The sequence below is a fragment of the Teichococcus wenyumeiae genome, assembly GCF_003696345.1.
Classification (GTDB): Bacteria; Pseudomonadota; Alphaproteobacteria; order Acetobacterales; family Acetobacteraceae; genus Pseudoroseomonas; species Pseudoroseomonas wenyumeiae.
In genome coordinates this window covers 302,679-327,479 of the sequence record NZ_RFLX01000002.1, presented here as the reverse complement: position 1 = coordinate 327,479, position 24,801 = coordinate 302,679, and the positions used below count along the sequence as shown (strand labels likewise).

The 24,801-nt window shown below is 70.9% G+C and carries 26 protein-coding genes and 2 tRNA genes; 19 read left to right on the top strand and 9 right to left on the bottom strand.

Annotation, left to right across the window (positions count from 1 at the left end; all coding sequences use genetic code 11):
* Window positions 1-50: 50 nt before the first annotated feature.
* Window positions 51-133 (bottom strand) — tRNA-Leu (locus EBE87_RS04525).
* Between the two features lie 71 nt (window positions 134-204).
* Here EBE87_RS04525 and lipB point away from each other — a divergent pair.
* Both lipB and EBE87_RS04515 read left to right on the top strand, forming a co-directional pair.
* Window positions 205-894 (top strand): lipoyl(octanoyl) transferase LipB, encoded by a 690-nt coding sequence (gene lipB / locus EBE87_RS04520; protein ID WP_120639968.1) that lies wholly within the window; start codon window positions 205-207, stop codon window positions 892-894.
* A gap of 77 nt (window positions 895-971) precedes the next feature.
* Window positions 972-2,024, top strand: a complete 1,053-nt coding sequence (locus EBE87_RS04515) for an Ldh family oxidoreductase (protein WP_233553361.1) — start codon at window positions 972-974, stop codon at window positions 2,022-2,024.
* 72 nt (window positions 2,025-2,096) lie between these two features.
* On the opposite strand, the gene EBE87_RS04510 is transcribed toward EBE87_RS04515, so the two are convergent.
* Window positions 2,097-2,171 (bottom strand) — tRNA-Val (locus EBE87_RS04510).
* A gap of 108 nt (window positions 2,172-2,279) precedes the next feature.
* Between EBE87_RS04510 and EBE87_RS04505 the strand changes: the two genes are divergently transcribed.
* Both EBE87_RS04505 and EBE87_RS04500 read left to right on the top strand, forming a co-directional pair.
* Window positions 2,280-3,170 carry an N-formylglutamate amidohydrolase gene (locus tag EBE87_RS04505; protein ID WP_233553360.1) on the top strand — a complete coding sequence of 297 codons (891 nt, stop codon included), beginning with the start codon at window positions 2,280-2,282 and terminating at the stop codon, window positions 3,168-3,170.
* Window positions 3,171-3,198: 28 nt separating this feature from the next.
* Window positions 3,199-3,768 (top strand): DinB family protein, encoded by a 570-nt coding sequence (locus tag EBE87_RS04500; RefSeq protein ID WP_120639966.1) that lies wholly within the window; start codon window positions 3,199-3,201, stop codon window positions 3,766-3,768.
* 309 nt (window positions 3,769-4,077) lie between these two features.
* On the opposite strand, the gene EBE87_RS04495 is transcribed toward EBE87_RS04500, so the two are convergent.
* The gene (locus EBE87_RS04495; protein WP_120639965.1) at window positions 4,078-4,608 is read right to left on the bottom strand and encodes a carboxymuconolactone decarboxylase family protein; all 531 of its coding nucleotides are present in this window, start codon (window positions 4,606-4,608) and stop codon (window positions 4,078-4,080) included.
* Window positions 4,609-4,863: 255 nt separating this feature from the next.
* Window positions 4,864-5,436, bottom strand: coding sequence for a peroxiredoxin (locus EBE87_RS04490; protein WP_120639964.1), 573 nt, complete (start codon window positions 5,434-5,436; stop codon window positions 4,864-4,866).
* 132 nt (window positions 5,437-5,568) lie between these two features.
* Between EBE87_RS04490 and EBE87_RS04485 the strand changes: the two genes are divergently transcribed.
* The 8 genes from EBE87_RS04485 (at window position 5,569) to EBE87_RS04450 (ending at window position 12,060) form a co-directional block, all read left to right on the top strand.
* A complete protein-coding gene (locus tag EBE87_RS04485; protein ID WP_120639963.1) occupies window positions 5,569-6,519 on the top strand; it encodes a hydrogen peroxide-inducible genes activator in 951 nt (316 codons plus the stop codon).
* Between the two features lie 48 nt (window positions 6,520-6,567).
* Window positions 6,568-6,831 (top strand): hypothetical protein, encoded by a 264-nt coding sequence (locus EBE87_RS04480; protein WP_120639962.1) that lies wholly within the window; start codon window positions 6,568-6,570, stop codon window positions 6,829-6,831.
* A gap of 28 nt (window positions 6,832-6,859) precedes the next feature.
* Window positions 6,860-6,985, top strand: a complete 126-nt coding sequence (gene ykgO / locus EBE87_RS04475; RefSeq protein WP_120639961.1) for a type B 50S ribosomal protein L36 — start codon at window positions 6,860-6,862, stop codon at window positions 6,983-6,985.
* A 147-nt stretch (window positions 6,986-7,132) separates the two neighbouring features.
* Window positions 7,133-8,584 carry an FAD-linked oxidase C-terminal domain-containing protein gene (locus EBE87_RS04470; protein ID WP_120639960.1) on the top strand — a complete coding sequence of 484 codons (1,452 nt, stop codon included), beginning with the start codon at window positions 7,133-7,135 and terminating at the stop codon, window positions 8,582-8,584.
* Window positions 8,581-9,783, top strand: coding sequence for an FAD-binding protein (locus EBE87_RS04465; RefSeq protein ID WP_233560030.1), 1,203 nt, complete (start codon window positions 8,581-8,583; stop codon window positions 9,781-9,783). Before EBE87_RS04470 ends, EBE87_RS04465 begins: the two co-directional genes overlap by 4 nt.
* A 242-nt stretch (window positions 9,784-10,025) precedes the next feature.
* Window positions 10,026-11,366 (top strand): glycolate oxidase subunit GlcF, encoded by a 1,341-nt coding sequence (gene glcF, locus EBE87_RS04460; RefSeq protein ID WP_120640272.1) that lies wholly within the window; start codon window positions 10,026-10,028, stop codon window positions 11,364-11,366.
* Window positions 11,367-11,419: 53 nt separating this feature from the next.
* Window positions 11,420-11,614: a hypothetical protein gene (locus tag EBE87_RS04455; protein ID WP_120640271.1), complete on the top strand. Its 195-nt coding sequence runs from the start codon at window positions 11,420-11,422 to the stop codon at window positions 11,612-11,614.
* A 2-nt stretch (window positions 11,615-11,616) separates the two neighbouring features.
* Window positions 11,617-12,060 (top strand): DUF1810 domain-containing protein, encoded by a 444-nt coding sequence (locus tag EBE87_RS04450; RefSeq protein ID WP_120640270.1) that lies wholly within the window; start codon window positions 11,617-11,619, stop codon window positions 12,058-12,060.
* A gap of 1 nt (window position 12,061) precedes the next feature.
* Here EBE87_RS04450 and EBE87_RS04445 read toward each other — a convergent pair whose 3' ends face one another.
* The 5 genes from EBE87_RS04445 to EBE87_RS04425 form a co-directional block, all read right to left on the bottom strand.
* A complete protein-coding gene (locus tag EBE87_RS04445) occupies window positions 12,062-13,021 on the bottom strand; it encodes a diacylglycerol/lipid kinase family protein (RefSeq protein ID WP_120640269.1) in 960 nt (319 codons plus the stop codon).
* An 11-nt stretch (window positions 13,022-13,032) separates the two neighbouring features.
* On the bottom strand, window positions 13,033-13,416 hold the full coding sequence (locus EBE87_RS04440) for a hypothetical protein (RefSeq protein WP_147426179.1): 384 nt from the start codon (window positions 13,414-13,416) through the stop codon (window positions 13,033-13,035).
* Window positions 13,417-13,560: 144 nt separating this feature from the next.
* Complete coding sequence (locus EBE87_RS04435; protein WP_120640267.1) at window positions 13,561-14,562, bottom strand: Tim44 domain-containing protein; 1,002 nt, start codon at window positions 14,560-14,562, stop codon at window positions 13,561-13,563.
* Between the two features lie 118 nt (window positions 14,563-14,680).
* A complete protein-coding gene (locus tag EBE87_RS04430; protein ID WP_120640266.1) occupies window positions 14,681-17,257 on the bottom strand; it encodes an HWE histidine kinase domain-containing protein in 2,577 nt (858 codons plus the stop codon).
* Window positions 17,250-17,840, bottom strand: a complete 591-nt coding sequence (locus tag EBE87_RS04425; protein WP_120640265.1) for a biliverdin-producing heme oxygenase — start codon at window positions 17,838-17,840, stop codon at window positions 17,250-17,252. Before EBE87_RS04425 ends, EBE87_RS04430 begins: the two co-directional genes overlap by 8 nt.
* Window positions 17,841-18,046: 206 nt before the next feature.
* Between EBE87_RS04425 and EBE87_RS04420 the strand changes: the two genes are divergently transcribed.
* The 7 genes from EBE87_RS04420 to EBE87_RS04390 all read left to right on the top strand — a co-directional run bounded on the left by EBE87_RS04420 (window position 18,047) and on the right by EBE87_RS04390 (window position 24,704).
* Window positions 18,047-19,216 carry a patatin-like phospholipase family protein gene (locus EBE87_RS04420; protein ID WP_120640264.1) on the top strand — a complete coding sequence of 390 codons (1,170 nt, stop codon included), beginning with the start codon at window positions 18,047-18,049 and terminating at the stop codon, window positions 19,214-19,216.
* A gap of 120 nt (window positions 19,217-19,336) precedes the next feature.
* Window positions 19,337-19,795, top strand: coding sequence for a YccF domain-containing protein (locus tag EBE87_RS04415; protein ID WP_120640263.1), 459 nt, complete (start codon window positions 19,337-19,339; stop codon window positions 19,793-19,795).
* A 2-nt stretch (window positions 19,796-19,797) separates the two neighbouring features.
* Window positions 19,798-21,165 carry a flavin monoamine oxidase family protein gene (locus EBE87_RS04410; protein ID WP_122139900.1) on the top strand — a complete coding sequence of 456 codons (1,368 nt, stop codon included), beginning with the start codon at window positions 19,798-19,800 and terminating at the stop codon, window positions 21,163-21,165.
* A complete protein-coding gene (locus EBE87_RS04405) occupies window positions 21,155-22,246 on the top strand; it encodes an ABC transporter permease (RefSeq protein ID WP_122139899.1) in 1,092 nt (363 codons plus the stop codon). Before EBE87_RS04410 ends, EBE87_RS04405 begins: the two co-directional genes overlap by 11 nt.
* Window positions 22,246-23,037 carry an ABC transporter ATP-binding protein gene (locus EBE87_RS04400; protein ID WP_120640835.1) on the top strand — a complete coding sequence of 264 codons (792 nt, stop codon included), beginning with the start codon at window positions 22,246-22,248 and terminating at the stop codon, window positions 23,035-23,037. Before EBE87_RS04405 ends, EBE87_RS04400 begins: the two co-directional genes overlap by 1 nt.
* Before the next feature lie 4 nt (window positions 23,038-23,041).
* Entirely contained in the window at window positions 23,042-24,061 is a 1,020-nt protein-coding gene (locus EBE87_RS04395; protein WP_120640834.1) for an MlaD family protein, read from the top strand.
* A 16-nt stretch (window positions 24,062-24,077) separates the two neighbouring features.
* On the top strand, window positions 24,078-24,704 hold the full coding sequence (locus EBE87_RS04390; protein ID WP_120640833.1) for an ABC-type transport auxiliary lipoprotein family protein: 627 nt from the start codon (window positions 24,078-24,080) through the stop codon (window positions 24,702-24,704).
* The last annotated feature ends 97 nt before the right edge of the window (window positions 24,705-24,801 follow it).

Genomic DNA, 24,801 nt, shown 5'->3' with positions numbered 1-24,801 from the left:
CTGGGGCCCCGGAACCGGGATCGTAGCGGGGCTAACTAAAGCAGGGAAAATGCGGCCAAGAAGATTCGAACTTCCACGGGGTTGCCCCCACCAGCACCTCAAGCTGACGCGTCTACCATTCCGCCATGGCCGCATACGGGTTAGTCATCGGTAGGCGGCGGGCTATACCCCAGCTTTCCTCCCGCATCAACAACCCGACCGAGCATGACCGACGATATTCTTGCACCAGCCCCCTCAAATGCCGCCAAACCGCTGGAATGGCGTGTCGAGGAAGGGCTGACCGACTACCCCGTGGCGCTGGCGGAGATGGAATCGCGCATCGCCGCCATCCGTGCCGGCGAGGCCGCCGAGCGCGTCTGGCTGGTGGAGCACCCGCCCACCTATACCGCCGGCACCTCCGCCACGCCGGAAGGGCTGACCGAGGCGCGCTTCCCTACCTTCCATGCCGGGCGCGGCGGGCAATGGACCTATCACGGCCCCGGCCAGCGCACGGCCTATGTCATGCTGGACCTGACGCGCCCGCACGGCAGCGTGCCGGCCCGCGACATCCGCGCCTATGTGCAGGCGCTGGAGGAATGGATGATCCGCACGCTGGAGCGCTTCAATGTGCGCGGCGAGCGGCGGGACGGGCGCGTCGGCATCTGGGTGGCGGACCCGAAGCGCGGTGGCGAATCCAAGATCGGCGCCATCGGCGTGCGCGTCACGCGCTGGGTGAGCTGGCACGGCATCGCGCTGAACGTGGAGCCGGACCTCTCCCACTTCGGCGGCATCGTGCCCTGCGGCATCCGCGAGCATGGCGTCACCAGCCTCTGGGACCTCGGCATCACCGCCACCATGGAGGAGGTGGATGCCGCGCTGCGCGCCTGCTGGGAGGAAGTCTTCGGCGCCGGCTGAGGCCGGGCGGGTTTGCCCGCCGGGCAGGGGCCGTGCATCCTGCCGGCAGGAAACCCATGAAAGGTCCGGGACACAGGATGAGCGACTCCCGCTACGACGCCGCCGCGATGCGCGGCTTCGCCACCGATCTCTTCGCCGCTGCCGGCCTGGCGCCGGACAAGGCCGCCACGGTGGCGGAAGTGCTGGTGGAGGCCGACCTGCTCGGCCATGTCACCCATGGCCTGGCGCTGGTGCCGAAATATCTCGACGATGTCGCCAAGGGCTTCCTGGCCAAGGATGGCGAGCCGGAGGTGCTCTCCGACCGTGGCGCCAGCCTGGCCTGGAACGGCCGCGGGCTGCCCGGCGGCTGGCTGGTGTTCAAGGCGCTGGACCTGGCCTTCGAGCGGGTCGCGCAATACGGCACCGTCTCGGTCGCCATCGCGGAAAGCCACCATATCGGCTGCCTCGCCGTGTATCCGCTGCGCGCCGCCGAGCGCGGGCTGATGGCCATCGTGCACAGCAGCGCGCCCAACAATGCTTCCGTCGCGCCCTTCGGCGCCAAGCAGGGCGTGCTCTCGCCCGACCCGGTCTCGGCCGGCTGGCCCACCAGCGGCGACCCGGTGGTGCTGGATATCAGCGCCTCCATCACCACCGCCAACCTCAGCCAGCGCATGGCCAAGGAAGGCGCCAAGTTCCCGCATAACTGGCTGATGGATGCCGAGGGCAACCCGTCCAACGACCCGGCGGTGCTGACCGAGGGCGGCACCATCCTGCCCACCGGCGGCATGGACCATGGCCAGAAGGGCTATGCGCAGGCGCTGATGACCGAGGCGCTGACCCAGGGCCTGTCCGGCCATGGCCGCATCGAGGGCACGGTGGGCATGCGCGCCGCGCTCTTCATCCAGGTGCTGGACCCCTCGGCCTTCGCCGGGCTGGATGCCTTCCGCCGCCAGACCGGCCATACCGCCGCGCTCTGCCGCGCCGCGGCACCACGCCCGGGCATGCCGCCGGTGCGGGTGCCGGGCCAGAAGGGGCTGGCGCTGAAGCGCGAGGCGCAGGCGAAGGGCGTGCCGCTGGCCGCGCGCATCACCGGCCCCTTGCAGGAACTGGGCGCGCAATACGGCCTGACCCTGCCGCAGCCGCTGGGCTGAAACGCGACAAGGGCCCGCTGCCGAAAGGCGGTGGGCCCGGGGATCGTGCGAATTTTGATGGAGAGAACCGGATGGTGGGCGCGACAGGGATTGAACCTGTGACCTTCCCCGTGTCAGGGGGACGCTCTCCCGCTGAGCTACGCGCCCATCCGGTAGGGCGCCGTCTCTAGCCCGACTGTGATGGGGTGGCAAGGGGGGGATCGGCAGGAATCGTCATGCCGGGCCGGTGACAGCGACGGAAGGCTATGGCTTGATATGTCCAGCACGATGGACCTCCCGCTTTCGGTCATTGCCGAGGAAGACCGCCCCGGCCCTGTTCTGCTTTCCCGCCCGTCCCGCCAGACGGCGCCGCTGGTCTTTGCCTCACCGCATTCCGGCCGCTTCTACCCGCCCGAATTCCTGGCCGAGAGCCGGCTGGACCCGCTCTCCGTCCGCCGTTCCGAGGACAGCTTCGTGGAGGAGCTGTTCAGCGCGGCGCCCGAGCATGGCGCGCCGCTGCTGGCCGCCACCTTCCCGCGTGTCTATTGCGATGCCAACCGCGAGGCCTGGGAGCTGGACCCGGCCATGTTCGACGGGCCGCTGCCGCCCTGGGTGAACACCGCCAGCCCACGCGTGGGCGCCGGGCTGGGCACCGTGGCGCGCATCGTCGCCTCGGGGGAGCCGGTGTACCGGCACCGCCTGTCCTTTCCGGCCGTCGAGGCGCGCATCCAGCGCTGCTGGCACCCTTATCACGCGGCGCTGAGCCGGCTGATCGCCGAAACCAAGGAGCGCTTTGGCTGCTGCCTGGTGATCGACTGCCATTCCATGCCGACCCACCCGCTGCACGGGATCAGCGCGCCGGACATGGTGCTGGGCGATGCGCATGGCACCGCCTGCGCCCCCCGCGCCGTGCGGCTGGTGGAGGAAACGCTGGGCGCCCTCGGCTACCGGGTGAAGCGCAACGACCCCTATGCCGGCGGCTATGTCACCCGCCACTACGGCCGCCCGCGGGAGCGGGTGCATGTGCTGCAGATCGAGCTGGCGCGCGGCCTCTACATGAACGAGGCCACCATCGAGCGCCTGCCCGAAATGGCGCGGCTGCGGGAGGATTTGACGCTGCTGATCGCGCGCCTCGCGGGCACCGACTGGAGCATCCTGCGCGGCTGAGACTTCCCCTCCAGGCGGAGAGAAGGGCATGACGGCACCGCCTTCCCTGGCACTGGCCCTGCGGTCCATGGCCTTCAACAATGCCTGGGCCAACCACCGCCTGCTGACAGCCTGCGCCGGGCTGAGCCAGGCGGAATTCGAGGCGGAGCGGGTGGGGTTCTTTCCCTCCATCCAGGCCACGCTGAACCACATCCTGATCGTGGACCGCTTCTATGTGGATGCCATGGAAGGTGGCACGCTCGGCCCCGCCGCTTTCACGCAGCCGGTTCCCTGTCGCACCCTGGCGGAACTGCGCCCGGCCCAGGCGGCGGTGGACCGCCGGCTGATCGCCTTCTGCGAGGCGCTGGGAGAGGAAGGGGCGGCGCGAATCGTCGCGGTGCATCGCGGCAGCTATGTGCAGCGGGAAAGGGCGGACCGGCTGCTGCTGCATCTGTTCCAGCACCAGGTGCATCACCGGGGCCAGGCGCATGTCATGCTGAGCGGCACCTCGGTGAAGCCGCCGCAACTCGATGAATTTTTCCCGGAAGGTGAGGCGCCGCTGCGGGCCGCGGAGTTCGTGGAACTCGGCTGGACCGAGGCAGGGATCTGGGGCCGCTGAGGCAACACCCAGGCGCATGGGCAAAAAAAAGGCGGTGCCGAAGCACCGCCGAGTTTAGGGAGGAAACGTCCAAGAAAGACAACAACGCAGTGCGTTGCTGCGAGAAGGAACTTACGCGTCAGGTCGTTCGTGTGCAAGTGGTTTATCGCGCTGCAACACAAAATCCCGATGCGTGGAACGCAAGGCTGGATGCGGATTGTGCATACCAATTCGCGTGTTCCAGGGGTTGAACGCAAACAAGGCCCGCACGATGCGGGCCTTGTGTATTTTTTGCCTTCACAGATCAGTGCGGCCAATGCCGCAGGGTCTTCAGGCCGCCAGGGCGTCCTCGGCTTCCAGCACGCCGGCCACCGCATGCACCACGGAGGCGATGCGGACGGCGGCCTGGACCTGCTCCGTGGACACGCCGCCGTGCTTCACCACCTTCTCGTGGCTTTCCATGCACATGCCGCAGCCATTGATCGCGGAGACCGCCAGGGACCACAACTCGAAATCGACCTTTTCGACGCCCGGCTTGCCGATCACGTTCATGCGCAGCTTGGCGGGCAGGGTGGCGTAGTCGCCGCCCACCAGGTGCACGAAGCGGTAATAGACATTGTTCATGCCCATGATGGCCGCGGCGGCCTTGGCGGCGGTCAGCGCCTCGGGCGACAGCTTCGGGCCGAACTCGGCGACCATGGCCTTGATCACCTCGGCATTGCGGCTGGCGATGGCGCTGGCCACGAAGGTGCCGGCGAGCTTCTGCTGGTCCAGCACCGGCTCGGTGGACAGGCTGCCCAGGTTGAGCTTCAGGTCCTTGGCATATTCAGGCAGGCGGTTGCGCAGGGCTTCCAGCGACATGCGAAGATCTTCTCCGGTCTCGGGGGACTTCAGGTTGTTGCGGTGGGCGGAGCCGGCCGTGCGGGGGGGGGGGGGGGGGGGGGGGGGGGGGGGGGGGGGGGGGGGGGGGGGGGGGGGGGGGGGGGGGGGGGGGGGGGGGACGGCCGGTTCGGCGCACCGCGCCCCACCCATTGGGACGATGGGCTCATGGGGCGCGATACTGACGCCGGCGGGGAGGAGAAAACCCCGCCGGCGTTGCGTTTCAGGCTGCCGGGATCAGGCGGCCTGGAACAGTTCCTGCGGCTTCAGGGTGTCGGTGCCCTTGTTCCAGTTGCAGGGGCAGAGCTCGTCGGTCTGCAGCGCGTCCAGCACGCGCACCACTTCCTGCGGGTTGCGGCCGACGTTCAGGCCGTTCACCGAAGCCCACTGGATCGTGCCCTCGGGGTCGACGATGAAGGTGGCGCGCAGAGCCACGCCCTCGTTCTTGTCGAGGATGCCGAGCGCGGAGGAGAGCTCGCGCTTGGTGTCCGCCAGCATGGCGATCGGCAGGTCGCGGATGTCGTTGTTGTGGACGCGCCAGTTCAGGTGCACGAACTCGCTGTCCGTGGAGGCGCCGTAGAGCACCGCGTCACGGTCCTCGAACTCGCCCTTCAGCTTGCCGAAGGCCGCGATCTCGGTCGGGCAGATGAAGGTGAAGTCCTTGGGCCAGAAGAAGACGATCTTCCACTTGCCGGCGTCGGACTCGTTGGTGATCTCGGTGAAGGACTTGCCCGGGCCTTCCAGGCCCTCGGGGCCACCCTTCACGGCGGTCAGCTTAAAGGACGGAAACTTGTCGCCAACGGTCAGCATGCGGTGATCCCTAGTTCTGATGGCTCAGGAACGGCGGCCCAGCTCAAGCTGCTTCCGCCGGCGGCCTAGTTATGGTGTGCAGTGCACACCTGTGCCAATGAATTGTTTTCGACAAAACGATTGGCTCAATCGATGACTCCGCTGCCCAGCCCGCAACAGCTCCGTTATCTGGTGGCCCTGGCCGATCTCGGTCATTTCGGCCGCGCGGCGGTGGCCTGCGCGGTGACGCAATCGACCCTCTCCGCCGGCATCATCGCGCTGGAACGCCAGTTGGACGCCGCGATCCTGGAGCGCGGGCCGGCCAAGCGCCCGGTCTTCACCCCGCTGGGGCTGGAACTGGTGGGGCGGGCGCGGGCGGCGCTGGCGGCGCTCTCGGCGGTGGCGGAAACCGCCTCGGCGGCGCGGGACCCGCTGACCGGGCCGCTGCGACTCGGCATCATCCCCACCATCGGGCCCTTTCTGCTGCCGCGGCTGATGCCGGCGCTGCGCCGCGCCTTTCCCCGCCTGCGCCTCTGGCTGCGGGAGGACCTGACCGCGCGGCTGGCCGAGGACCTGCAGGGCGGCCGGCTGGATCTGCTGCTGCTGGCGCTGCCCGCCGCGTTGCCGGACCTGGAAACCCTGCGGATCGCCGAGGACCCCTTCCTGGCGGCCCTGCCGCAGCAGCACCGCCTGTTGCAGCAAGCGCGGATCCCGCTTTCCGCCATGGGGGGCGAGCGGATGCTGCTGCTGGAGGACGGCCATTGCCTGCGGGACCAGGCGTTGTCCGCCTGCGGCCTGCCGGGGGCGGGGGTGGATGGCGCCTTTGCCGCCACCAGCCTGCATACCCTGGTGCAGATGGTGGCCGGCGGGCTGGGCGTGACGCTGCTGCCCCGGCTGGCGGTGGCGGGCGGGGTGCTGGCCGGCACCTCCGTGGTGCTGCGGCCGGTCGAGGCGCCGCCGGGGCAGGTGACGGGCCGCAGCCTGGGGCTGGCTTGGCGCGCCCGCTCCCCCCGCGCGGCGGAGTTCCGCAGCCTGGCGCCGGTGATCAGCGAGGCCGTGGCGGCCTGCCTGATGCAGGACCGTCATGACAAGATGGTAACCTGAGCGGCGCCGCCGCGTTTTCCATCCGGCATACAGGAATGGAGAAGCAGCATGGCAGGTGGCATCGGCCGCATCGCGCGGGCCCTGGTGAATGGCGCGGTGGCGCGGCAGAAATACCGGGCGATGCATCGCGCTGGCCTGGGCGGCTGGAAGGGCGACCTGCTGCGGGTGGTCGGCAGGATGGCCGGCGATGCCTGGCGCCGCCGGCAGGGACCCTCGGCGCCCCCCCCCGCCACCCCGTCCGCGCGGCTGAGTCGCGGCGGCATGGCGGGAGAATGGCCTTCAATGGTTGACTCTCGCCGCTGCGGCCCCTAAAGCCCGCCCCCTCGCGACGAGGTTGGCCATGAAAATCCGTAACAGCTTGAAGTCCGCCAAGACGCGCGACAAGAACTGCGTGGTGGTCCGCCGCCGCGGTCGCTTGTACGTGCTGAACAAGAAGAACCCCCGCATGAAGGTCCGCCAGGGCTGATTGCGGGCCCTCCGCCCCTCGCGGGCGGAGGTCTTCGGCAGAAAAGCGGCGCCATGGGGTTTCCCCGCGGCGCCCTTTTTGCGTGCGCGCTTGTCTGCGCCGGGGCGCGGCGCCATCCTTCCATCCAAAGACGCAGGATGGAACGCCATGATCGCATTGCCCGTACCGGACCCGGCCGTGCTTGCCCGCCGGGGCGAGATCCTGGCGGCGCTGCGCACCATCGTGCCCGGCGGCGCGCGCGGGGAAGGGGTGATCGGCGACCCCATCCGCCTGAAGCCCTATGAGACGGACGGGCTTTCCGCCTATCGCCAGCCGCCGCTCGCCGTGGTGCTGCCCGAGACCACGGAGCAGGTGGCGGCGGTGCTGCGCTATTGCTACCAGAACAACATCCGCATCGTGCCGCGCGGCGCCGGCACCAGCCTCTCCGGCGGCGCCCTGCCGCTGGAGGATGGCGTGGTGATCGGCCTGATGCGCATGAACCGCATCCTGGAGGTGGATTACGCCGACCGTTTCGCCGTGGTGCAGGCGGGGGTGACGAATATCGGCATCACCCAGGCGGTGGCGGGCGAGAATTTCTTCTATGCGCCGGACCCGTCCTCGCAGCTCGCCTGCATGATCGGCGGCAATGTCATGATGAATTCGGGCGGGGCGCATTGCCTGAAATACGGCGTCACCGCCAACAACCTGCTGGGCGTGAAGCTGGTGACGATCGAGGGCGAGGTGATCGACATCGGCGGCACCCATCTCGATTCCGCCGGCTATGACTGGCTGGGGCTGATCACCGGCAGCGAGGGGCAGCTCGGCATCGTCACCGAGGTCACGGTGCGCATCCTGCGCGCGGCCGAGGGCGCGCGGGCCATGCTGGGCGCCTTCCGCTCCAACGAGGTGGCGGGGCAGGTGGTGGATGCCATCATCGCCAGCGGCATCATTCCCGTGGCGCTGGAATTCATGGACCGGCCCGCCATCCATGCCTGCGAGGCTTTTGCGCACGCCGGCTACCCGCTGGATGCCGAGGCCATGCTGATCATCGAGGTCGAGGGCAATGCCGCCGAGCAGGACTTCCTGCTCGGCAAGCTGAAGGAGATCTGCGCGCGCTTCGACCCGATCTCGCTGCGCGTGGCGGAGACGGCGGAGGAATCGCTGGCCATCTGGAAGGGCCGCAAGGGTGCCTTCGGCGCGGTGGGGCGGATCAGCCCGGATTACCTCTGCATGGACGGCACCATCCCCACCGGGGAATTGCCGAATGTGCTGCGCCGGATGGGTGAGATGTCGGACAGCTATGGGCTGAAGGTGGCCAATATCTTCCATGCGGGCGATGGCAATCTGCACCCGCTGATCATGTTCGACGCCAATGACCCGGAAAGCTTCCGCAAGGCCGAGGCCTTCGGCGCCGATATCCTGAAGCTCTGCGTCGAGGTCGGCGGCTGCCTGACCGGCGAGCATGGCGTGGGCGTCGAGAAGCGCGACCTGATGCCGGTGCAGTTCACCGAACAGGAGCTGGACCAGCAGCGCCGCATCAAATCCGCCTTCGACCCTGGCTGGCTGCTGAACCCGGCCAAGGTGTTTCCGCTGGCCGGCAACCCGGCGCTGTCCCGTTGAGCGGGCTGCTCTGCCCGGCCGATGAGGCGGGCGTGGTGGAGGCGGTGCGCGCGGCGTCGGCCGATCGCGCGCCGCTGGCGGTGGAAGGCAATGGCACCAAGCGCGCCAGCCTGCGGCCGGTGCAGGCGGCGCGGGGGCTTTCCACCCGCGCGCTGGCCGGCATCACGCTCTACAAGCCGCAGGAGATGGTGCTCAGCGCCCGCGCCGGCACGCCGATCCCGGAGATCGAGGCCGCCCTGGCCGAGCGCGGCCAGATGCTGATCGGCGAGCCGCCGGATTTCTCCGCGCTGATGGGCACCACGGCCCCCGCGACCCTGGGCGGCATCGTCGGCGCCAATCTCACCGGCCCGCGCCGCATCTTTGCGAGTGGCGCCACGCGGGACCACGTGCTGGGCGTGCGCGCCGTGACCGGCCATGCCGAGGTGGTGCGCTCCGGCGGCCGGGTCCACAAGGACGTCACGGGGCTGGACCTGCGCAAGCTGCTGGCCGGCAGCCATGGCACCCTGGGCATCCTGACCGAGATCACCCTGAAGGTGCTGCCCCGCGCCGAGACGCAGGCCACCCTGGCCATTGCCGTCGATTCGCTGGCGCAGGGCGTGGCGGTGCTTTCCGCCGGGCTGGGCAGCCCCTTCGGCGTCACCGGCGCGGCGCTGCTGCCGGAAGGCGATGCGGAACACGGCCTGTCCGGCCCCACCGCCCTGCTGCGGCTGGAGGATTTCTTCGAGTTTCTGCCGCACCGGAGCAGCGCCCTGCGCGCCCTGCTGGAGCGCTTCGGCACGCTGAGGGTGCTGGAAGCGGAGGCCTCGGCGGCGCTGTGGCGCGCGGTGCGGGACGCCGCGCCGCTGGGGCCGGTTGGGGAGGAGGAGGCGGTCTGGCGCCTTTCCGTCCGCCCGCAGGCCGGGCCGGCGGTGGCGGCGGCGCTGCGGGATGCCTTCGGCGCCCGGCTGCTGCTGGACTGGGGCGGCGGGCTGGTCTGGACCGCCGGCCCGGCGACCGCTGCGGCGCATGAGGCGGTGATGCGCGCGGCGCGGGAGGCGCACGGTACCTTCACGCTCTTTCGCGCGCCCGATGCGCTGCGCGCCAGTGTGGCCGTGCTGCCGGAGGAACCGGCGCCGCTGGCCGCCATCGCCGCGCGGGTCAAGGCAGCGATGGACCCCGCCGGCGTGCTGAACCCAGGCCGGATGCGCGCCGGGGCCTGAGCGGCGGAACACGGCAGCCCCGCCGGCTTCATGCCGCCGCCCGGCTTCTGGGGGGAGGCGGGGCGGGGGCCGGACCGGCGGGGTGCCTGCCGCGCTGCCGCGGCGCGGTGCAGCCTGCGAGGGTGCCGGGGCACCGGCAGGGCGGGAAACAGGCGGGATCATGGCGGCATCGCCGGCCGCCGGCATGGGCTTGCATCGGCGCTGGCCGCCCCGCAGGCTGTCGGCACAGGGAGAGAACAGGGATGCAGACCAGCTTCAGCCCCGAGCAGCTCAAGGACCCCGATACGCGGGAGTCCAACACCATCCTGCGCACCTGCGTGCATTGCGGCTTCTGCACCGCCACCTGCCCCACCTTCGTGCTGCTGGGCGATGAGCTGGATAGCCCCCGGGGGCGCATCTACCTGATCAAGGACATGCTGGAGGGTGGCAAGCCTGCCACACCCGAGGTGGTGAAGCATGTGGACCGCTGCCTCTCCTGCCTTTCCTGCATGACCACCTGTCCCTCGGGCGTGAACTACATGCACCTGGTGGACCACGCGCGGACCTATATCGAGCAGACCTATACCCGCCCCTGGCCGGAGCGGATGCTGCGCCGGGCGCTGGGCCTGCTGCTGCCCTATCCGGGGCGCTTCCGGCTGGCGCTGCGCGCCGCCATGCTGGCGCGGCCTTTGCGCGGGCTGGTGCCGGGTGAATCGATGCTGGCGCAGCGGCTGCGCGCCATGCTCTCCCTGGCCCCCGCCGCGCTGCCCGATGCCGGCCATGCCCCGGCGCCAAAGGTGCACCGGGCGGAAGGCGCCCGGCGCGGCCGCGTGGCGCTGCTGACCGGCTGCGCCCAGACGGTGCTGGCGCCTTCCATCAACGCCGCCACCATCCGCCTGCTGACCCGCATGGGCGTGGAAGTGGTGGTGGCGGAGGGGCAGGGCTGCTGCGGCGCGCTGAACCACCACATGGGCCAGCACGACCCCGCCATGGCCCTGGCCGCCGCCAATATCGACGCCTGGACGCGCGAGATGGCGGGGGAGGGGCTGGATGCCATCGTGGTCAATGCCTCCGGCTGCGGCACCACGGTGAAGGACTATGGCTTCATGTTCCGCGAGACGCCGCGCGCCGCCCAGGCGGCGGCGGTGGCGGGGCTGGCGCGCGATGTCTCGGAAGTGCTGCTGCAATTCGGCTATGAGCCGGCGCGGGAGGCGCCGGGCATCACCGTCGCCTATCACGCCGCCTGCAGCCTGCAGCATGGCCAGAAGATCACGGGCGTGCCGAAGCAACTGCTCTCCCGCGCCGGCTTCACGCTGCGGGAACCGGCGGAGGGGCATCTCTGCTGCGGCTCCGCCGGCACCTACAACCTGATGCAGCCCGCCATCGCCGGCCAGTTGCGGGAACGGAAGCTGGAGAACCTGCGCCGCACCGGCGCCACCGTGGTGGCCAGCGGCAATATCGGTTGCCTGACGCAACTGGGCGGCGCTGGTGGCATGCCGGTGGTGCACACGGTGGAATTGCTGGACTGGATGGCCGGCGGGCCGCGGCCAGAGGCATTGCCCTCGGCACCGGAGCAAAAAATCGTGGAATCGATGGCGGGATGATGCAACGAAACAGCGGATGACGCGTTGTGGTGTCGCATTGTCGGGACCCTGCCATGGTCACACGCACCGTCGTCCGCCCTGTGTTCATCAGCGCCGACCAGGAGATCCTGGGCGAATACAAGGCACCGGGCGTTGCCATCGCGCCAGCGCCAGAGGATGCCGGCAAGCTTCGCATCACCGCGCCAGACGAGGCGGCCGCCGATGCGGCCGAGATCTGGCTGGCTGAACTCGATTCGGCGGGGCATTAGCCATGCTCGAAACACTCACCCTCGAGACCTATGACCTCGACCGCTTCGTCCTGGCACAGGAGCCGGTGATGGCGGCGGTGCGGCGGGAGTTGCGGCAGGGAAGGAAGCGCAGCCACTGGATGTGGTTCGTCTTTCCGCAGCTCGCCGGCCTGGGCCAGAGCGAGATGTCGCGCCGCTACGCCATCGGCTCGCTGGAGGAAGCGCGCGCCTATCTGAACCATCCGGTGCTGGGCGCGCGGCTGCTGGAATGCACCGCCCTGGCCAATGACGTGCAGGGCCGCAGCGCCTATGAGCTCTTCGGCAGCCCGGACGACATGAAGTTCCAGTCCTCCATGACGCTCTTCGCCCTGGCGCGGCCGCGGGAGCGCCTCTTCCGCCAGGCGCTGGACCGCTTCTATGCCGGCACGCCGGACCACGCGACGTTGATCGCCCTCTGCGGCGGCTAGGTCAGGAAGCGCCGGCTTCCTCGCCCACGCGCTCCCGCAAGGGCGCGAAGACGCGTAGCGCGCCGGGGCGGATGGCGTAGCGCAGCGGCGGGCGCATTGGCACCACTTCCCCATCCACCGAGACGCGCATCCAGGCGGAGCGGGAGCGGATCTCCACTGCCGTCACGATATGGCTCTCGAAATCCCGCTCGTGCCGCAACTGGCCCAGCATGGCATGGGCGGCCACCTTCAGCAGGCCCCAGGGGCGGCGGTTCCGCACAATGAACATGCTGAGCTTGCCATCGTCCAGCACCGCCCGGGTGCCGGGCCGCGGCAGGCTGACCTCATAGGCATTGTTGCCGATGAACAGCAGCGGCGTGCGGTAGCGCCGCACCCAGCGCCCGTTCTCGCCCTCGGCCACCACCTGCACGCGGCGCAGCGGGTAGCGCAGCACCACCCGGCAGAAGGCCAGGGACATGGCCGGCCATTTGCCCCAGCCGGCGCGGCGGCGCTGCCGGTCCCGGTCCGCCACCATCGAGGCGTAAAGGCCGATGGAGGAATTGTTGACGAAGACGCGCCCATTGACCTCGGCCACATCCACCGTGCGCAGCTGCCGGGCGGCAATGACGCCCACCGCGCCTGGGATGTCCTGCGGCAGGCCCAGGTCCTTGGCGAAATGGTTCAGCGTGCCCAGCGGCAGCACCCCGAAGGCGCGGCCGCTGCCGGCCATGACGCCGGCCATCAGCCCGATGGTGCCATCGCCGCCGCCCGCCACCACGGCATCGTAGTGCCGGCCGGGGCCGGTGCGCTCCAGCGCCTGCCGCGCCGCGGCCTCCAGCGCATCGCCGGGCAGCAGCCGGATATCGGCTTCCAGCCCGTGGCTTTCGAAGGCTTCTCGCAGCTCCGGCTCCAGGTCGCGGCCCAATACGGAGCCACCACCGGCATTCACCAGCACGCAAAGCCGCAGCGGCGGATTCTCCACGGACAGAGTGTTCAGGTCTGCTTCGCGATGATCCCGTTGAGCGTGCGGCAGGCGGCCACCACCGCCAGCAGCCACAGCCCCTGCACGATCAGGCCGGAAGGTGTCAGCACATACCCGCTGGCCACCAGTTGCTTGGGGAAGGACTGCACCATGGGCTGGATCTCGGGCGGGATGGGCAGGGCGGCGACGACCTGCCCCAGCGCCCACCAGAGGCCGCCCAGCATCAGCAGCAGCGGCGCCACCACCTCGGCCACCAGCTCGACAAAGGTCAGGCCGAAGGTGACGAGACCCCAGAAGGCGACGCCAAGGCCACGCAGCACCAGCCAGAGCCAGCGGTGGCCAGCCTCGCGACGATCATGGAACTGGTATTCGTCATGGGCCGACAAGCCGGACATGGCGGAAGTCTCCGGGCACGGTTTGTAGCTGACTGCATAGACGATGCTGCCCGCCAGCACACCCCGAGAATTGCGGAGCCAAGAAAAAGGGGCATGGACCACGAGGCCCATACCCCCTTTCATTACGGTATTCTTGCCGCCGGTTCAGTTCGGCTGCTGGATCGCCGAGAGCCTCCAGGCGCCGCCGCCCTGGCGGGCGAAGGTCCAGAGCTCGGCCACCGTCTGGCGCTGCTGCGGGTCGCCTTCCACCACCTGGCCGGTGCCGAGGTCGCGCGTCACGTCGATCAGCGAGAAGCGCATGGCGACGGTGGCGTATTCGGTGTTGCCCTCGCGCCAGGCCTCGGAAAGGTCCCCCTGCTCCAGCCGCACGTCACGCGTCTCATTGGCCCAGTTGCGGGCCGCGAGGTCGCGCAGGTCGCCGGCGAAGTAGCCGGCCATCTCCGGCGTGGTGAGGCGGGAAAGGGCAGCCTCGTCCCGACGGGACCAGGCCTCGTTCACCTCGCGCAGCAGGCGCTCGAAGGCCTGGAAATCGGCCTGGCCGACCTGCACCGGGGTGCCGGTGGGCGCACGGCCGCCGCCCATGCCGCCGGGGCCGCGCATGTCCTGCATCTGCCGCGCATAGGAGCCAGCCGCCGCTGCCGCCGGCTTGGCACCGGGAACGGCGCCAGGGCGCGGGCCGCCGGCCATGGCGTGCTGGGTGCGGCCGCGCAGCTTGCGCATCACGAAGCGCACCAGCCAGACCACCAGCACCACCTGCAGGATCAGCCCCAGGATGCCGCCGATGCCGTGGATGCCGCCGAACAGGCCATTGCCGAAGAGCAGCCCGCCCAGGCCGACGCCGATCAGGCCGCCCATCATGCCGGCCATGAAGCCGCCGCCGAAGAAGCCACCGGGGCGCGCCGCGCCGGCCGCGCCGGCCATGCCGGGGCTGGCCGGGGTGGCGGGCCGGGTTTCCGGCGTCGTGGTGCGGTCGAAGGGCCGTGCGGTGCTGTTCGGAATCGTGCGCGTGGCGGGCGGCGGGCTGTAGGACCGCGAGCCGCGGCTGCCCGAGCTGAAGCCACCGCCTGGCCGTGCCTCCGCCAGGGCGGGACCCAGCGCGAGGGCCAGAACGGCCAGGGCGGCCAGGTACCTGGCGGAACGTTGCATCGTTTCTCTCCTGCGTGTCATCATTTGGACAGGAATATAGGTGGCCTGAACCCCGCCGCCAATGCAGAACGGGGCCCTTCCTGTTCATGAATGCCGCCGGAGCCGCTTTGTTGCGCCCTCAGCCCAGGCAGCCGAGCAGGGCAGCGCGGATATCGGCCTGGGTATAGGGCTTCTTCACCACGGCGGAGCGTTGGAACCGCTCGGGAAAGGCGCTGGCCTCGCCATAGCCGGTGGCGAAGACATAGGGGATGCCGCGCGCGCTCAGCGCATCGGCAACCGGGAAGCTGGTTTCCCGCCCCAGGTTCATGTCCAGCAGTGCCACATCGGGCGGGGTGCGGGCGATGATCTGCAAGGCCGCCTGCACGGAGGAGGCGACATCCACCTCCGCCGCGCCCAGGCGGCGGAGCTGGTCCTCGGCATCCATGGCGATCAGCAGGTTGTCCTCGACCAGCATGACGCGGCGGCCCAGCGGGCCGGCTTCCTCCTCGGCCGGGCGCGGGGCGGGGAGCGGCTCGTCCTGGCGCGGGGCGGCGGCGTCATGCACCTGGGCGGCGGGCAGCACGAAGCGCGCCTGGAGGCCGCCGAGCGCGTAGCGCAGCTCGGCCTCGCCACCGAGGTCATGCGGCACCGCGCGCTCGATGATGGTGGTGCCGAAGCCCTTGCGGCTGGGCGCCTGCACCGGCGGGCCGCCTTCCTCGTTCCAGAGGATCTCCAGGTCGCCCCCCTCCAGCCGGTGCCAGCCGATGCGGACGGTGCCGTGCCGGTCGCAGAGCGCGCCGTATTTCACGGCATTGGTCATCATCTCATGGATGACCAGCGCCATGGTGGTATGGGCATTGGGCTCCAGCAGTACCGGCGGGCCGGAGAGGATGACGCGGTCGGCGCGGTGCTCCAGATAGGCCGCCGCCTCGGCCAGCACGAGGTCGGCCAGCGGCGCCGGCTGCCACTTGTCGGCGGTGATCTGGTCATGCGCGCGGGCCAGGGCCTGGATGCGGCCGCCGATCATGGTGGCGAAATCCTCCACCGAGGAGGCATTGCCCTGGCTCTGCTTCACCAGGCCGCGGATCAGGCCCAGGATGTTGCGCACGCGGTGGTTCAGCTCGGCGATCAGGATCTCCTGCCGCTCCTGCGCCACGCGCCGCTCCCGCTCCGCCAGGTCCGAGAGCTGCAGCACCACTTCCAGCAGCGTCACGCGCAGCCGCTCGGCGGTCTGCATGTCGGTCTCGGTCCAGGGGGCGCTGTGGCCGTCCACCATCTCCCGCCAGGCGGCGAAGCTCTTGCGCGGGGCGATCCGGACGCCGTCCGGGCCCATCGTGACCGGCTTGTTGGGGTCGCCCGCCCAGGTCACGGCATGGGAGACCTGCCGGCGGAAGAAGACGAGGTAGTCGCGCGGCCCGCGCGAGAGCGGGATGGCCAGCAGCCCCGCCGCGCGGTCGGCGAAGGCGCGGGCGGGCTCGAAGACCTCGCCCAGCCGGTGGGTGGCATAGATGGTGCCGGAGGCGGCGCGGTTGAGGAAGCGCACCAGGGCGGCGAAATCCTCGGTGCCCGGCGTGCTGCCGCGCAGCGCCGTGCCATGGGCGGACCAGAGGCCGACGCCGTCGCAGGGCAGCACCTCGGCCAGCATCTCCAGGAAATCGGCCAGGCTGCGGCTGCCCGGGCGCATGGCGCCGAGCGAGGCCATCAGCCGGTTGTGCACCTTGTTGGCCGCGGTCTCCCGCGCCTGGTCCATCTCCCGCTCCCGGCTCTCCAGTTGCAGGGAGAGCACCTGGGCGAAGAGCTCGGCGGCGGTCCGGCGCTCGAAGGGCACGCGCAGCGGCTCGGTATGGTGGCAGGCGATCAGGCCCCAGAGCTTGCCCTTGCGCAGCACCGAGATCGACATGGAGGCGGCCACCCCCATGTTGCGCAGGTATTCGACATGGGTGGGCGAGACCGAGCGCAGCACGCTGAGCGAGAGGTCCAGCGGCTGCCCGCCCGCGTCGCGCTGCGGCAGGATGGCCACCGGCTCGGCCCCCGTGTCGCCGATCAGCCGCAGCCAGTTGCGCTCATAGAGCAGCCGGGCCTGCTTCGGGATGTCGGAGGCCGGGAAGCGCAGCCCCATGAAGGAATCGACAAAGGAGGCGGCCGATTCCGCGATCACCTCGCCGGTGCCGTCATGGTGGAAGCGGTAGAGCATGACGCGGGAGAAGCCGGTGAGGCCCCGGATCTGCCGCACCGCTTCCTTGCACAGCGCCTCGAAGCCCTCCGCCTGCTGCAGGCGGGTGATCATGGAGCGCACGGTGGTGGCGGCTTCCAGCGCGTCTTCCAGGTCCGAGGGCTCGGCCTCGATGACGATCTGTTCCCCGGCCATGTGCACGGCGAGGTCGAAGGGCGCGCCGCCCTCGCGCAGCGGCAGGCCGAAGAGCCGCTCCAGCGCATTGGGGCCGCGCAGCAGGTGCAGGCGGCCGCCGATCTCGTGCAGCACCTCACGCGTGAAGAGGTCGGGGAGCAGCGTGCCCAGCAGCGCCTCGGGCGGGCGGCCGAGATACTGCGCCACATTCGCCGAAACGCGCTGGATGCGCCAATCGGGGGAGGTGGCGATCAGGAAGCCGATGGGCTGGATGGCACCCAGCAGGTGGATCGGCTCGCGGTCGCAATTGGTGAGGTCGAAGGCCTCGCCGGGAGAGGAATCCGGCAGCAGGGTGGAAGCGTCAGGCATGCAGCAGTGGTTCCTCGGCCTGCTCAGCGGCCAGGGCGGCGTGGAAGCAGGCAAAGGCGGCCAGCGCACCTTCCACCGCCCCGTGCCAGAGGGCAGGGTCGGCGAGCTGCTGTTCCAACTGTGCCAGGAAGGCGGGCCAGGAGGCCTTATGGCCGAGATAGGCGGTGGCGGCTGAGGCGCAAGTGTCGCCCGCCGCCTGCACCTGCCGCAGCAGCATGCCGTTGCCGAAGCGGGAGCCTTCCAGCACATAGGCCGCCCCCAGCACCGCCGCCGGGCCGGCCGGCGGAGCGAAGTGCAGGGCAGAGGGCACGGCGATGCCCAGCACCGTGAGGTCGGCCTCCAGGGCGGCGCGGCGGGCGCGTCCCGGCCAGTCCGGCAGCAGGCTGGCGATGCCGGCGGCCTCCAGCCCCTGTTCCACCGCCGGCAGGGCGCGGGCATGGGCGCGCAGGAAGCGGCGGTAGCCCTGCGGCGTTTCCAGCGGGAAGGCGCTGCCCAGCGCATCCACGGCCTCGTGCCGCGCAGCCGTGGCCTGGCGCAGATGCCAGCGGATGCCCTGTTGCTGCTTGCCGTCCTGCTGCTGCATCAATCGCTACGCCCCGTGAACACTTGTGGTGCGGGCGGCGGTGGCGCGGCCCAGCCTCCACTTATGCCAAAAGGGGAGAAAGCCGAACACGTACGACCTTCAATTCTTGCGCGCGGCGGGGGGCACAGGCGGGGCGGCCCTGGCAAGCGGCGGCCCGGCGCACAATCTGTGGCCGAGCCGTTCCTTTGCCCCACAGGACTTCCGCCATGGACCAACCCCACACGCAGGCCCGCCCCCCGGCGCCCGACTGGCGCCCGGAAGGCTGCCGGCGCGTCGCCCTGGTGTTGCAGGGCGGCGGCGCGCTGGGCGCCTTCCAGGCCGGGGTCTTCGAGGGGCTGCAGGAGGCCGGGATCGGGCTGGACTGGATCGCCGGCGTCTCGATCGGCGCGGCGAATGGCGCGCTGATCGCCGGCAACCCGCCGGAGCGGCGCCTCGCCGCCCTGCACGAGTTCTGGGACACCATCACCACGGAGCGGCTCTGGCCCTATGGGCTGGACCTGCCGGAGGTGCTGGATGCCGGGGACTGGATGCGGCAATGGCGGCACGAGGCCTCGGCGGCGCTGACCATGCTGCAGGGCCAGCCCGGCTTCTTCACGCCCAATGTGCCGAACCCCTGGCTCTCCGCCCCCGGCTCCCGGACCGCCACGGCCTTCTACGACAGCGCGCCTTTGCGGGAGACGCTGCGGCGGCTGGTGGACTGGGGGCGGCTGAACAACGGCGACATCCGCTTCTCGGTGGGCGCGGTGAATGTGGGCAGCGGCAATTTCGCCTATTTCGACACGGCCACCACGCGCATCGGGGCGGAGCATGTGATGGCCTCCGGCGCCCTGCCGCCGGCGCTGCCCATGGTGCGGGTGGGCGGGCAGCACTACTGGGATGGCGGGCTGGTCTCCAACACGCCGCTGGCGCATCTGCTGGAGAATCTGGGGGAGCGGAACACCCTGGCCTTCCAGGTGGACCTCTTCAGCGCGCGCGGCGCCGTGCCGCGCGCCATGCCCGGGGTGCTGTCCCGGCAGAAGGACATCCAGTACAGCAGCCGCACCCGGCTGGTGACCGATGCCTATCGCCGCATCCGCGCGCTGGAGCTGGAACTGCGCCGCGCCCTGGCCCTGGTGCCGGAGGAGCGGCTGGACGAGGGCCAACGGGCCCTGAGGCAGCGGCTGGAGCGGCTGCCGGAGGTGGTGATCCTGCACCTGATCTACCGCCAGCAGGCGCATGAGGGGCAGGCGAAGGACTATGAATTCTCCACCGGCGCGATGCGCGAGCACTGGCGCGCCGGGCTGGAGGATACCCGCGCGACGCTGCGGCACGGCCACTGGCTGGCCATGCCGCCGCCCGGCAGCGGCATCCAGGTGCATGACCTCCACCGGCCCTGAGGGGCCGGGACGCATGGCGGCCCTGCGGCAACCGCCCCGCCGGGGCCAGCATTCCACTTCCGTGGCGGCTTCTTTTTCGCGGCTTCGCTCTGCCGGCCGCACCATCCTTCTGGACACCCTATGGCCCTGCTGCTGAACATCCTGTGGAACATCCCTGGCCTGGGCTTCATCCCGGCGCTGATGTGGCTGGCCGCCGCGCTGGTGATGGCGCTGACCATCATCGGCCTGCCCTGGGCGCGCGCCTGCCTGATGCTGGCCGGCTACAGCCTGCTGCCCTTCGGCAACACCATCGTCACCGCCGAGGAACTGACCGGCCGCCCCACCCTCAGCAACGGGCCGCTAGGCTGGCTGGCCAATATCCTGTGGTTCCTGCTGGCCGGCATCTGGCTCTGCATCGCGCATCTGACCCTGGCGGCGGCGGCGGCGGTCACCATCATCGGCCTGCCTTTCGCCTGGGCGCATCTGAAGCTGGCGGCGGCCTCGCTGGCGCCGGTGGGCAAGCGCGTGGTGCCCAATGAGGTGGGCGACGCCATTGCCCGCAGCCGTGGGCAGGCGGGGCTGGACCGGACACGGGGCTGACCATGCGCGAGACCGATGTGCTGGTGGTGGGCGCCGGCGCCGCGGGCATCGCGGCCGCCCGCGCGCTGGGGCAGGCCGGGCTGCGCTGCCAGGTGCTGGAGGCGCGCGCCCGCCCCGGCGGCCGCGCCGCCACCGACACCGCCACGCTGGGCGCGCCCTTCGACCTCGGCGCCACCTGGCTGCACGCGGCCGGCCGCAACCCCCTGCGCCCGCTGGCCGAGGCGCTGGGCATGGCGCCCTTCGACCATGGCAGCGCCCGTGAATCCGTCTGCTTCGATGCCGGCCGCCGCGTCGGGCCGGAGGACATGGCGGCCTATGACGCCACCTGGGAAGGCTTCCATGCCCGGCTGGCCGCCCTGACGCCCCAGCCGGGGGAAAGCGCCGCCGCCCTGGCCGCCCGCGCCGGCTTCGGCCCCGGCCGCTGGGACGCCACCGTGATGCACTGGGAAGGCCCGGTGATCTGCGCCACGCCCCTGGCCGGGATGGATGCGCGGGACTACCTCGATACCCTGCTGGAACGGCCCGACCTCCTGCTGCCGGAAGGCGCCGGCACCCTGCTGGCGCGGCTGGCCCAGGGCCTGCCCATTGCCTGTGGCGCGGTGGTGGAGCGGCTGGACTGGTCCGGCCCCCGCGTGGTGGCGGAAGGCCCCTTCGGCCGGCTGGAGGCGGCGGCGGCCATCGTCACTGTGCCCACCGCCGTGCTGGCCGCAGGCGCGATCCGCTTCACGCCCGAACTGCCGCCGGACACCGCCCAGGCCATCCATGACCTGCCGCTGGGGCTGCTGACCAAGATCGGCCTGCGTGCCGCCGGGGCGGACCGGCTGGACCTGCCGCCCTTCGCCGGCATCGAGCGCCGGGTGGAGCGGGAAGAGGAAGCGGCGCTGACCGCCATCGCCTGGCCCTTCGGCCATGACCACCTGATGGGTTTCGTGGGTGGCCCGGCGGCCTGGGAACTGGCCGGGGCGGGGCCGGAGGCCACGGTGGACTTCGCCCTGGCCGAGCTGGCGAAGAACTTCGGCGCCCGCGCCGCGGCGGCGCTGCGGCGGGACGGCGCGCTGGTCAGCGACTGGGCGCGCGACCCTTTCTCGCGCGGCGCCTACAGCCATGCGCGGCCCGGGCGAGCCACGGCGCGCGGCATCCTGGCGGCGCCGCTGGCGGGCGGGCGGCTCTGCTTCGCCGGCGAGGCCTGCCACTCCAGCTTGGCCGCCACCCTGGGCGGCGCCTGGGAAACCGGCGAGGCCGCCGCCGCCCATGCCATCCGTTCCCTGCGTGACAAAGAACCACAGCCGCTGACACCGGCCCTGGCTTGGCGCTATGCCGCCCCCGCAACGGATGCACCCCCACTGACCGGGACGACTGATGAGCGATGACGCCGAGGCGCCGGGCTTCGCGCGCGATGGAAACCGGCTGGCACTGCACGGCGCCCTGACCACCGAGCGGATCGGCGACCTGTGGAACCCGCTGCTGAAGGCGGCGCGGGGCGTGGCGGTGGTGGACCTGTCGCGCGTTTCCGCGCTGGATACCAGCGGCGCCGCCCTGGTGCTGGCCGCCGGTGGCGAGGCCGCGCGGCTGGAAGGGGCGGGGCAGGGCGTCTCGGCGGTGCTGGAACGCGCCCGCGATGCCCTGGCCGCGCCGCGCCCCAGGCCAGCCGCGCGGCGGCTGCCCTTCGTGGCGTCGCTGGGTGCCTGGACCGTCGGGCATGGCAGGACGCTGCGCGACGGGCTGGGCTTCCTGGGGGAGGCGCTGGTGCTCTCCCTCGCCGTGCTGCGCCACCCGCGCCGGCTGCGCCTGAACGACCTGCTCCGCCACGTGGATGAGGCCGGGCTGCGCGCCTTTCCGCTGACCATCCTGCTGGGCACGCTGATCGGCGTGATCCTGGCCTTCCAGTCCTCGGCCTCTCTCAGCGCCTTCGGTGCGCAGTCCTATATTCCCGCCATGGTGGGCGTGATCATGGCGCGCGAGCTGGGGCCGCTGATCGCCGCCGTGATCCTGGCGGGCCGCACCGGTTCCGCCTATGCCGCCGAACTCGGCACCATGACGGTGAACGAGGAGGTGGACGCCCTGCGCGTGATGGGCGTGGAGCCGGTGGCCATGCTGGTGCTGCCGCGGCTGATCGCCGGCATGCTGGTGATGCCGGTGCTGACGCTGGTGATGAACCTGTCGGGCTTCGTGGGCATGGGCATCATCATGAACATGCTGGGCTATTCCGTGCCGCTGGTGACTTCCCAGCTGCAGCAGTGGGTGACGCTGGGCACGCTGGGCGGCGGGCTGCTCAAGGCCGCCGTCTTCGGGCTGGTGATCGCCGGTATCGGCTGCCGCGCCGGGCTTTCCGCCGGGCGCGGGCCGCGCGCGGTGGGCGACGCGGCAACGGCGGCGGTGGTGGGCGGCATCGTCGCCACCGTGCTGCTGGACGGCATCTTCGCCGTGCTCTTCTTCCGGATGTCCTGGTGATGGCGGATTATCCCGAGGTCCTCGGCCTCCAGACCCGCAGCCTGCGCGAGCCTGTGGTGGAGGCCGAGGGCATCGCCATGGCCTTCGGCACCAACACGCTCTTCCGCGACGTCACTTTCCAGGTGGAGCGGGGCGAAGTCTTCGTGATCCTCGGTGGCTCCGGCTGCGGCAAGTCCACGCTGCTGAAGCTGCTGATCGGCCTCTACCAGCCTACCGCCGGGCAAAGCCGCATCCTGGGCCAGAACCTGCAAGCCAGCACCGGGCGGAAGCGGCAGGCGCTGCTGGCGAAGCTGGGGGTCATGTGGCAGTCCGGCGCGCTCTTCGGCTCCATGACGCTGCTGGAGAATATCATGCTACCGCTGGAAGAGCATACCACCCTGCCGCCGCAGGCGCGGGAGGAGGTGGCGCGGGTGAAGCTCGGCCTCGTCGGCCTCTCGGACGCCGCCGACCGGCTGCCGGGCGAGATTTCCGGCGGCATGGCCAAGCGCGCCGGCATCGCCCGCGCCATGGCGCTGGACCCGCCGGTGCTGTTCCTCGACGAGCCTTCCGCCGGGCTCGACCCCATCACCTCCGCCGGGCTGGACCAGCTGATCAAGGACCTGGCCCGCGACCTCGGCACCACCTTCGTGGTGGTGACGCACGAATTGCAGAGCATCCTCGCCATCGGCGACCGCTGCATCATGCTCGACAAGGAAGCCAAGGGCATGATCGCCGAGGGCGACCCGCGCGAATTGCGCGACCACGCGACGCACCCCACGGTGCGCGCCTTCTTCCGCCGGGAGGCGATCTGACACCATGCCTAGTTCCCGCAGGCTCTATGTGCGCGTCGGCGCCTTGCTTCTGGTCGGCCTCGCCCTGGGCCTCGGCTTCCTGTTCTTCCTGACCGCCGGCCAGGTCGGCAAGTCCGCCGAGATCTTCGAGACCTATTTCGACGAAAGCGTCACGGGCCTGGAGCCCGGCGCGCCGGTGCGCTACCGCGGCGTGCGCATCGGGCAGGTGACGGAGATCGGGCTGGTGAATGCCGCATACGACCTCGACAACCGCTCCCAGGCGGCGGCCGCCTTCCAGCTGGTGTTTGTGCGCATGGCGTTGGACCCCAAGCGCACCATGTTGTCGAATGCGGAGGCGGCGCAGCGCGCGGTGCAGAACGGGCTGCGCGCCCGCCTGTCGAGCCAGGGCCTGACCGGCGTGTCCTATATCGAGTTGGATTTCGTCGACCCCGAGCGCTTCCCGCCGCGCACGGTGCCCTGGACACCGGCCTATCCCGTGATCCCCTCCATGCCCTCCACGGTGGCGCAGGTGCAGGACGCGGCGGAGCAGGTACTTTCCCGCATCCAGAACGCGCCGATCGAGGAGATCCTGAGCAACATCGCCGCGCTGACCGGGACATTGAACGGCCAGGCCAGCAACGGCGACCTGGCGCGCACGCTGCACGAGGCGGCCGAGACCATGACGGCGCTGCGCCAGGCGGTGGCCGATGCCGATATCGCCGGCACCATGCGCGACGTGCGCAGCGTCGCCACCAACCTCAACGACCTCACCGGCGGGCCGGAAGCCAAGCGCGCCCTGACCAGCATCGCCGCCGCCGCCGAAGGGCTGCGCACCGCCGCGTCCCAGCTGCCCGCCGCCATCCAGAGCCTGGAGCGCACCGCGCGCTCGGCCCGCGGCGTGACGCAGGACACCAATGCCGACCTCGCGCCCATCCTGCGCGACCTGCGCGCGGTGGCCAGCAACCTGCGCGACACCACGGAATTGCTGCGTCGGGCCCCCGGCGCCGCCATCCTCGGCGCCCCGCCGCCGCCGCCCCGCCGTTGAGAGAGGTTTCCCCCCGATGAAGCGACGCGCCCTGCTGCTGGCATTCCCCCTGACGGCGACGCTGGCCGCCTGTGGCAGCGTGTTGCCCGACCGCCCTTACGTGGAGGTGAAGCGCTTTCCCCTGACCGTGACGCGGCCGCAGGGGACATCCGGGCGCGGCCGCCGCGTGCTGGAGGTGCGGCTGATGCGCGCGGCGCCGGGGATGGAAGCGCGCGGGCTGCGCTCCCTGCGGCCCGATGGCACGGAAAACGTCGATTACTATGCCGAATGGATCGCACCGCCGGCCGAGCTGGCGGAGGAAGGGCTGCGCCGCTGGCTGTCCGGCTCCGGCCTGTTCAGCGGCGTGGTGTCGCAGGGCAGCCGGGCACGGCCCGATTTCGTGCTGGAATGCGAGCTGACGGAACTGGTGGCCGACCTTGGCCGGCGGGAGGCGCGGGCCGGGATATCCGGCGTGCTGCTGCGCAACCGGGACGGCGATGTGCAGGTGCTGCGGCAAATGTCCGTCACCGGCACCGCGCCACTGCCCGCGCCCGAGGGCAAGGACGCCACCCTGCCGCCGGAGGTGCTGGCCGCCGCCATGAACCAGGCTTTCATCGCCGCCTTGAGTAAGCTGGAGCAGAACATCGCCCCGCTGGTGCGTTAGAGGTCCGGCTTTTCGGCATTCCTGCCCGGATGATGGAGAGCATTAACCTCTCCCTTACCTTTGTCGCGTTAGTCTCAAAAACAGAGACAAACAACCG

Bases quoted from the DNA above. Each gene is read 5' to 3' on its own strand.
- lipB (WP_120639968.1), top strand. From the start codon at position 205: ATGACCGACGATATTCTTGCACCAGCCCCCTCAAATGCCGCCAAACCG.
- EBE87_RS04515 (WP_233553361.1), top strand. From the start codon at position 972: ATGAGCGACTCCCGCTACGACGCCGCCGCGATGCGCGGCTTCGCCACC.
- EBE87_RS04505 (WP_233553360.1), top strand. From the start codon at position 2,280: ATGTCCAGCACGATGGACCTCCCGCTTTCGGTCATTGCCGAGGAAGAC.
- EBE87_RS04500 (WP_120639966.1), top strand. From the start codon at position 3,199: ATGACGGCACCGCCTTCCCTGGCACTGGCCCTGCGGTCCATGGCCTTC.
- EBE87_RS04495 (WP_120639965.1), bottom strand. From the start codon at position 4,608: ATGTCGCTGGAAGCCCTGCGCAACCGCCTGCCTGAATATGCCAAGGAC.
- EBE87_RS04490 (WP_120639964.1), bottom strand. From the start codon at position 5,436: ATGCTGACCGTTGGCGACAAGTTTCCGTCCTTTAAGCTGACCGCCGTG.
- EBE87_RS04485 (WP_120639963.1), top strand. From the start codon at position 5,569: ATGACTCCGCTGCCCAGCCCGCAACAGCTCCGTTATCTGGTGGCCCTG.
- EBE87_RS04480 (WP_120639962.1), top strand. From the start codon at position 6,568: ATGGCAGGTGGCATCGGCCGCATCGCGCGGGCCCTGGTGAATGGCGCG.
- ykgO (WP_120639961.1), top strand. From the start codon at position 6,860: ATGAAAATCCGTAACAGCTTGAAGTCCGCCAAGACGCGCGACAAGAAC.
- EBE87_RS04470 (WP_120639960.1), top strand. From the start codon at position 7,133: ATGATCGCATTGCCCGTACCGGACCCGGCCGTGCTTGCCCGCCGGGGC.
- glcF (WP_120640272.1), top strand. From the start codon at position 10,026: ATGCAGACCAGCTTCAGCCCCGAGCAGCTCAAGGACCCCGATACGCGG.
- EBE87_RS04455 (WP_120640271.1), top strand. From the start codon at position 11,420: ATGGTCACACGCACCGTCGTCCGCCCTGTGTTCATCAGCGCCGACCAG.
- EBE87_RS04450 (WP_120640270.1), top strand. From the start codon at position 11,617: ATGCTCGAAACACTCACCCTCGAGACCTATGACCTCGACCGCTTCGTC.
- EBE87_RS04440 (WP_147426179.1), bottom strand. From the start codon at position 13,416: ATGTCCGGCTTGTCGGCCCATGACGAATACCAGTTCCATGATCGTCGC.
- EBE87_RS04435 (WP_120640267.1), bottom strand. From the start codon at position 14,562: ATGCAACGTTCCGCCAGGTACCTGGCCGCCCTGGCCGTTCTGGCCCTC.
- EBE87_RS04430 (WP_120640266.1), bottom strand. From the start codon at position 17,257: ATGCCTGACGCTTCCACCCTGCTGCCGGATTCCTCTCCCGGCGAGGCC.
- EBE87_RS04425 (WP_120640265.1), bottom strand. From the start codon at position 17,840: ATGCAGCAGCAGGACGGCAAGCAGCAACAGGGCATCCGCTGGCATCTG.
- EBE87_RS04420 (WP_120640264.1), top strand. From the start codon at position 18,047: ATGGACCAACCCCACACGCAGGCCCGCCCCCCGGCGCCCGACTGGCGC.
- EBE87_RS04415 (WP_120640263.1), top strand. From the start codon at position 19,337: ATGGCCCTGCTGCTGAACATCCTGTGGAACATCCCTGGCCTGGGCTTC.
- EBE87_RS04410 (WP_122139900.1), top strand. From the start codon at position 19,798: ATGCGCGAGACCGATGTGCTGGTGGTGGGCGCCGGCGCCGCGGGCATC.
- EBE87_RS04405 (WP_122139899.1), top strand. From the start codon at position 21,155: ATGAGCGATGACGCCGAGGCGCCGGGCTTCGCGCGCGATGGAAACCGG.
- EBE87_RS04400 (WP_120640835.1), top strand. From the start codon at position 22,246: ATGGCGGATTATCCCGAGGTCCTCGGCCTCCAGACCCGCAGCCTGCGC.
- EBE87_RS04395 (WP_120640834.1), top strand. From the start codon at position 23,042: ATGCCTAGTTCCCGCAGGCTCTATGTGCGCGTCGGCGCCTTGCTTCTG.
- EBE87_RS04390 (WP_120640833.1), top strand. From the start codon at position 24,078: ATGAAGCGACGCGCCCTGCTGCTGGCATTCCCCCTGACGGCGACGCTG.